Raw genomic sequence first — 7,461 nt, forward strand, 5'->3', positions numbered from 1 at the left:
TCTTCCGCACGGCGGCCGGACGGCTGGCGCGCGATCGCTGCATCGGGGGCGGCCGGGTGCGCGACGGTCCGGCGCGCGGAACCGGCATTCCCGCAGGCGCTGTGCCGGGGGCTGGCGGCGGTGGCAGGCCGGGGGTAGGCGGGGACCGCCACCCGTGCCGTAACGGTCCGTCACCCCTTAGGGGGCCCGTCATTGGGGAAGGGTCGTTTCCCCTCCGAGGGGCGGTCACCCCCGCAACCGCATGCCCCGTGGAGTGGGGTGGAAGCCGGCGGATTCCAGGGTGGGGGCGTACGGAGAGGTGAGTGCCGCGGTGCCGTTGATGCGTTCGGTGGTTATCGTGCCGAGCGCGCCCGTGCGGGCCGCGTCCGTCAGCGCCGCCACGGCGGCCTGGAGACGGGTGTCGGCGGACGGGCCGTCCGGGGCGTGGGCAAGCGGCCAGGCCAGCAGGGTCTTGCCGCCGCGTTCCATGTAGAGAGCCAGCTCGCCGTCGACCAGGACGACGAGGGAGCCCGCCTTGCGGCCGGGTTTGTGCGTCGAGCCTTCGGGCGGATCGGGCCAGGGCAGGGCGGCGCCATAGGCGTTGGCCGGGTCTGCGGCGGCGAGGACGACGGCGCGCTGCGGATCGCCGCGCCGCGACTGCGCCGGGCCGCCGTCCGGCAGGGTGTCATCGGCGGTGCGCTCCCGCTGGCCGCTGACCGCCCGCAGCCGGTCGACCGCGCCGTCCATCGCGAACTGGGCGGCGCCCAGCCCCTCGACGACATAGCCGCGGCGGGCCTGTCCGGACTCCTCGAACACGGCCAGTACCCGATACGCGGCGGAGAAGCCGCCCTCGACCCCTTCGGCGGCGACCGCGCCGCGGGTCACGATGCCGTGCCGGTCCAGGAGCGTACGGGCCAGGGCGTGGGCCCGGTGGGTGGCGTCCGGTTCGAGGGCGGGCAGCAGGGACCAGCGGCCGCCGACCGTCGGCGGGCCGGAGCGGGACGCGGTGGGGCGGCCGGTGCGGCCCGCGGCGGCGGTGAGTGGTCCTCCTCCGGGGTGCCCCCATCGTCCCCGGGGCACGGAGCGCCGGGCCCGGTGGGCGGTCGAGCCGGCCGTGCGGCCCGAGCCGAGCAGGGCGCGCAGGGGGGCGAGGGTGTCGTTGGTGAGCCGCCCGGACCAGGCCAGGTCCCAGAGGGCGTCGGCCAGTTGCGGATCGGTGGCGTCGGGGTGGGTGGTGGCCCGGACCTGGTCGGCGATCTGGCGGAAGAACAGGCCGTATCCGGGGGCGAGGGCGGTCAGCACGGATGCGTGCAGGGCGGTGAGTTCCAGGGGGAGCGGGGGCTGGAGCAGGAGCGGCGCGGAGTCGGCGAGATGGAGGGAGAGCCAGCCGTCCTTGCCGGGGAGGGCGCCGGCGCCGGCCCACAACACCTCGCCGGTGGCGGTGAGTTCGTCCAGGAGCGCGGGGGTGTAGTCGCCGACGCGGGAGGGCAGTACGAGCTTCTCCAGGGCCGAGGCGGGGACCGGTGCGCCCTGGAGCTGCTCGATGGCGCGGACCAGGCCGTCGATGCCGCGCAGGCCGTGTGACGAGCCTGGTGCCCGGACTCCGCTCGCCGGCGCCGGGCGCGGGGCGGTGACGTGCTGCCACTGGGGGAGGAAGGCGGCGAGCGCGGCGGGCGGCACCGGCTCCAGCTCCTCGCGCAGCGCGGCCAGCGAACGGCGGCGCAGCCTGCGCAGCACCTGGGCGTCGCACCACTCCTGGCCGATTCCGGCGGGGTGGAATTCGCCTTGTACGACGCGGCCGGCGGCGGCGAGGCGGTGCAACGCGCCGTCCGTGACCGCGGCGCCGAGGCCGAAGCGGGCGGCGGCCTGCTCGGAGGTGAACGGGCCGTGGGTGCGGGCGAACCGGGAGAGCAGGTCGCCGAGCGGATCCTTGACCGGTTCGGTGAACGACTCGGGGACGCCGACCGGCAGGGCCGTACCCAGGGCGTCCCGGAGCCGGCCCGCGTCCTCGATGGCGGCCCAGTGGTCGGCGCCGGCGATCCGTACCGTGATCGCGCGGCGGGCGGCGGCGAGCTCCCTGGGCCACGCCGGATCCGCGCCGCGCTCGGCCAGCTCGGCGTCGGTCAGCGGCCCGAGCAGCCGCAGCAGATCGGCGACGCCCTCGGCGTCCTTGGCGCGGCGGTCGTCGGTCAGCCACTGGAGCTCGCGCTCCAGCTCGGCCAGCACCTCCGCGTCCAGCAGCTCGCGCAGCTCGGCCTGGCCCAGCAGCTCGGCGAGCAGCCGGGAGTCCAGGGACAGGGCGGCGGCCCGGCGCTCGGCGAGCGGGGAATCGCCCTCGTAGAGGAACTGGGCGACATAGCCGAACAGCAGGGAGCGGGCGAACGGGGACGGCTCGGGCGTCGTGACCTCCACGAGGCGGACCCGGCGGGCCTCGATGTCGCCCATCAGCTCCGTCAGGCCCGGTACGTCGAAGACGTCCTGGAGGCATTCGCGGACGGCTTCCAGAACGATCGGGAAGGAGCCGAACTCGCTTGCCACCTGGAGGAGTTGGGACGCTCGCTGACGCTGCTGCCACAGTGGGGTGCGCTTGCCGGGGCTACGCCGCGGCAGCAGCAGGGCGCGGGCGGCGCATTCGCGGAAGCGGGAGGCGAAGAGAGCGGAACCGCCGACCTGGTCCGTGACGAGCTGGTCGACGTCGCCGTGGTCGAAGGCGACATCCGCGGCTCCGACGGGGGACTGCTCGGGGTCGTACTCCGCGCCCTGGGCACCGGGGCCGGCGGCCGGGCCGGCCCCGAAACCGTCACTGCCGCCGTCGCTGTCGAGGAAGTCGAGGCCCATCAGGTCGGCGTCGGGCAGCCGCAGCACGATGCCGTCGTCGGCGTGCATCACCTGGGCGTCCATGCCGTAGCGCTCGGCGAGGCGGGCGCCGAGGGCGAGCGCCCAGGGGGCGTGCACCTGTGCGCCGAAGGGGGAGTGGATGACCACCCGCCAGTCGCCGAGCTCGTCGCGGAACCGCTCGACGACGATCGTGCGGTCGTCCGGGACATGGCCGCAGGCCTGCTTCTGCTCGGCGAGATAGCCGAGGACATTGGCGGCCGCCCAGGCGTCGAGGCCGGCGGCGGACAGCCGGGCCCCGGCATCCTCGGGGGTGAGGGAGCCGATCTCGCGGAGGAACGCGCCGAGCGCGCGGCCCAGTTCGAGGGGGCGGCCGAGCTGGTCGCCCTTCCAGAAGGGCAGCCGGCCGGGGACCCCGGGGGCGGGGGTGACCAGCACCCGGTCGCGGGTGATGTCCTCGATGCGCCAGGACGTCGTACCGAGGGTGAAGACATCGCCGACGCGGGATTCGTAGACCATCTCCTCGTCCAGCTCTCCCACCCGGCGCCCGCCGCCCTTGCCGGAGTCGCCGCCCGCCAGGAAGACCCCGAACAGGCCGCGGTCGGGGATCGTGCCCCCGGAGGTGACGGCCAGCCGCTGGGCCCCGGGGCGGCCCGTCACCGTCCGGGCGATGCGGTCCCAAACGACGCGCGGGCGCAGCTCGGCGAAGGCGTCGGACGGATAGCGGCCGGCGAGCATGTCCAGCACGGCGGTGAACGCCGACTCGGGGAGCGCGGCGAACGGGGCCGCCCGGCGGACCACGGCCAGCAGCTCCTCGACGTCCCAGGTGTCCATCGCGGCCATCGCCACGATCTGCTGGGCGAGCACATCCAGCGGATTGGCGGGCACCCGCAGCGACTCGATGGCGCCGGAACGCATCCGTTCGGTGACCACGGCGGCCTGCACCAGATCGCCGCGGTACTTGGGGAAGACGATGCCCGTCGACACCGCGCCGACCTGATGCCCGGCCCGGCCCACCCGCTGCAACCCGGAGGCCACCGACGGCGGCGACTCGACCTGGACCACGAGATCGACCGCGCCCATGTCGATGCCGAGCTCCAGGCTGGACGTGGCGACCACGGCCGGCAGCCGACCCGCCTTCAAGTCCTCCTCCACCTGGGCGCGTTGCTCTTTGGAGACCGAACCGTGGTGAGCGCGGGCCAGCAGCGCCGGCGCGCCCTTGGCGGCACCGGCCTCGGCCATCAGCTGCGCCGGGGAGTGGTGCTCGGGCAGCGCCTCACCTGTGGAGCGCTCGTAGGCGATCTCGTTGAGACGGTTGCAGAGCCGCTCGGCCAGACGGCGGGAGTTGGCGAAGACGATCGTGGAGCGATGTGCCTGGACGAGATCGGCGATCTTCTCCTCGACCTGGGGCCAGATGGACGGCTTCTCGCCCGTATAGCCCTCCTGGACGGGGGACCCGCCCAGCTCGCCCATGTCCTCCACCGGGACGACCACCGACAGGTCGAAGCGCTTGCCGGACGGCGGCTGGACGATCTCCACCCGGCGCTGCGGCGACAGATAGCGGGCCACCTCCTCCACCGGGCGCACCGTCGCCGACAGGCCGATCCGGCGGGCCGGGCGGTCGAGCAGCTCGTCCAGCCGCTCCAGGGAAAGCGCCAGATGCGCGCCGCGCTTCGTACCGGCGACGGCGTGCACCTCGTCCAGGATGACCGTCTCGACGCCCGCGAGCGCCTCCCGGGCCGAGGACGTCAGCATCAGGAACAGCGACTCGGGGGTCGTGATGAGGATGTCCGGCGGGCGGTTGGCGATCGAGCGGCGCTCGGCGGGCGGGGTGTCGCCGGAGCGGATGCCCACCTTGATGTCCGGCTCCGGCAGACCGAGCCGGACCGACTCCTGACGGATGCCCGTCAGCGGACTGCGCAGATTGCGCTCGACATCGACGGCGAGGGCCTTCAGCGGCGAGACGTACAGCACCCGGCAGCGCTTCTTCGGCTCGACGGGCGCCGGCCGGCTCGCCAGCGCGTCCAACGACGCGAGGAACGCGGCGAGGGTCTTGCCGGAACCCGTCGGCGCCACCACGAGAACGTCGGCCCCCGCGCCGATCGCCCGCCAGGCGCCCTCCTGCGCCGCGGTGGGCGCGCTGAACGCCCCGGCGAACCAACCGCGGGTCGCGGGAGAGAACGAATCGAGCGCTGACTTGGCCATGTCCCCCATCGTGCACCGTGCCACTGACAACGCGGCGCGGGAGCGGTGAGCGGGCGGCGCCGACGGCAGCCGTGCCCCATCCGCGCACGACCGTGCCGCCCCGTCCACGGTGCGGACGAGCGGGCCGCCGGTTGCCGCGCAAGCGCAGAATGGAGGCATGATCACGGGCGGCGGGGACGACGGCACGGCCGCGGACGGCGGGCCCGGCGCCGCCGCACCGCGGGCGCGCGGCGAGTGGGCGCGCCACTGGCGCTACGCCGAGCTGCCCGGCCTCGACCTGCTGCGCGCCCGCTACGTCCGGCACCACTTCCCCCGCCACGCCCACGACGGCTATGTCGTCTGCGCGGTCACCGACGGGATCGAGGAGGTCGGGCTCCGGGAAGGCGTCGTCCGGGCCGGGCACGGCGGCCTCGTCATGATCAATCCAGAGGTTGCGCACACCGCGCGGGCCGGCGCCCCCGAGGGCTGGGCCTACGCCACGCTCTACCCGTCGGCCGACCTCGTCGCCGAGATCGCCGGGGAGACCAGCGCCCTGCGCGGCACCGCCGGATTCTCCGCGACCGTCGCCGAGGACCCGCACCTCGGCCGCATGATCACAGAGGTTCACCGGGCCGCCGAGGCGGGTAACGCCCTCGCCGCCGACAGCCTCCTGCGGATCGTCGTCGCCCGGCTGCTGCGCCGGTACGGAGGCCCGCTCCCGGCCCGCACACCCCGTACGGCGGGCGCCCTCGCCGCCGCCCGCGCCAAGGCCGTCCTGACGGAGCGGATGACCGACCCGCCCTCTCTGGAGAAGCTGGCGCAGGAGCTCGGGACCAGCCCGTTCGCGCTGCTGCGGGCCTTCAAGGACGCGTACGGCATGCCGCCGCACACCTGGCTCACCGACGCCCGGGTACGGCGTGCCCGCCGCCTCCTGGAGGCGGGCGGCGCGCCCGCGGACACGGCCGTAGCCGTCGGCTTCACCGACCAGCCGCACCTGAACCGGCACTTCACCCGGATCGTCGGGGTACCACCGGGCGCATACCGCAGGGAGCGCGCGGAGCAGCTGGGCGGGGCGCGCACGTAGGCGGCCCAGAGGCGCGCGGCGGCGGTGGCAGAAGGCGGACGGCCCCGGGAGCGCAGGCGGCGCAATAACGTACAAGACCGCTGGGGACGCCCCCTTCTAAGGTCCAGGGCGTGGCAGAACAGACAGAGATACGCACCACGGAGCCGGCCGCGCCGCCGGGACCGGCAAAACCCGACTCCGCCGTCATCAGGGACGCCCTCGGCGTCGGCATCGCCGTCGGCCTCTCCGGCTTCGCCTTCGGCGTGACCTCGGCCGGAGCTGGCCTGAGCCTCGTACAGACCTGCGCGCTCAGCCTGCTGGTCTTCACCGGGGCCTCGCAGTTCGCCCTCGTCGGCGCGCTCGCCGCCGGCGGTAACCCGCTCACCGCCGCGGCCGGGGCGTTCTTCCTTGGGGCCCGCAACGCCTTCTACGGGATGCGGCTGTCCGCGCTCCTCGGCTACCGGGCGGCCGTCAAACCGTTCGCCGCCCACTGGGTCATCGACGAAACCTCGGCCGTCGCCCTGGCCCAGCCCAGCCGACACAGCGCCCGGCTGGGATTCACCGTCACCGGCCTGACCCTCTACGCCCTGTGGAACCTCACCACTCTCGGCGGGGCACTGGGGGCCGAGGCGCTCGGCGACACCAACGCCTGGGGCCTGGACGCGGCCAACCCCGCCGTCTTCCTGGCGCTGCTCGCGCCGATGCTCAGGACCACCGTCGAGCGGGCGGCGGCCGGTCTCGCGGTGGTGCTGCTCATGGTGACGATGCCGGTGCTCCCCACCGGCGTACCGGTGCTGCTGTCGGCGCTGGCCGCACCCGCCGTCCTGTTCGTGCAGGGGCGTCGGGAGCGCGGCCAGGGGACACGCGGCGCCGTCGAGGAGGACCAGTCATGAGCGTCTGGATCGCGATCGGCGTCACTGCCGTCGGCTGCTACCTGGTCAAATACCTCGGCCTGTCGGCGCCCGCCGGCCTCCTGGAGCGCCCGCTCGTCAAGCGGCTGGCGGCGCTGCTCCCGGTGGCCCTGCTGGCCGCGCTCACCGCCCAGCAGACGTTCAGCGACGGTCAGCACCTGCTGCTCGACGCGAAGGCCGCGGGCGTGGCCGCCGCCGTGGTCGCGCTCGTCCTGCGGGCGCCGTTCCTCCTGGTCGTCGGCGTCGCGGTGATCGTGACCGCGGGGGTGCGGGCCCTGGGAGGGTGATCGCCCACTGGCCGGGGCCTGGGCCTCGTGCCCATGGGCCCCGCACCCAGGCCCCGGCACCCCCGCAACCAGCGGCATCGTCCCCACCGGCACCGGCACCGGCACCGGCACCCCCCCCACCCCCGAACCCACCCCCGCCCCCGTTCCCCTGACCCTGTCCGGACGCACCGAAGCGGGCCTGCGCGCCCAGGCCGGACGGCTT

General features: G+C 75.0%; 4 protein-coding genes. 3 read left to right on the plus strand and 1 reads right to left on the minus strand.

Annotation, left to right across the window (positions count from 1 at the left end; translation table 11 throughout):
• Nucleotides 1-225: 225 nt before the first annotated feature.
• The gene (locus AB0I10_RS32880) at nucleotides 226-5,019 is read right to left on the minus strand and encodes a DEAD/DEAH box helicase (protein WP_363156333.1); all 4,794 of its coding nucleotides are present in this window, start codon (nucleotides 5,017-5,019) and stop codon (nucleotides 226-228) included.
• Between the two features lie 157 nt (nucleotides 5,020-5,176).
• On the opposite strand from AB0I10_RS32880, the gene AB0I10_RS32885 reads away from it, so the two are divergent.
• From AB0I10_RS32885 to AB0I10_RS32895, 3 genes are all read left to right on the plus strand, one after another.
• Nucleotides 5,177-6,082, plus strand: coding sequence for an AraC family transcriptional regulator (locus tag AB0I10_RS32885; protein WP_363156334.1), 906 nt, complete (start codon nucleotides 5,177-5,179; stop codon nucleotides 6,080-6,082).
• 110 nt (nucleotides 6,083-6,192) lie between these two features.
• Nucleotides 6,193-6,954 (plus strand): AzlC family ABC transporter permease, encoded by a 762-nt coding sequence (locus AB0I10_RS32890; RefSeq protein WP_363156335.1) that lies wholly within the window; start codon nucleotides 6,193-6,195, stop codon nucleotides 6,952-6,954.
• The gene (locus tag AB0I10_RS32895; protein WP_363156336.1) at nucleotides 6,951-7,259 is read left to right on the plus strand and encodes an AzlD domain-containing protein; all 309 of its coding nucleotides are present in this window, start codon (nucleotides 6,951-6,953) and stop codon (nucleotides 7,257-7,259) included. Before AB0I10_RS32890 ends, AB0I10_RS32895 begins: the two co-directional genes overlap by 4 nt.
• Nucleotides 7,260-7,461 lie beyond the last annotated feature (202 nt).

The sequence above is a fragment of the Streptomyces sp. NPDC050636 genome, assembly GCF_040654775.1.
In the GTDB taxonomy this organism is placed as follows: domain Bacteria; phylum Actinomycetota; class Actinomycetes; order Streptomycetales; family Streptomycetaceae; genus Streptomyces.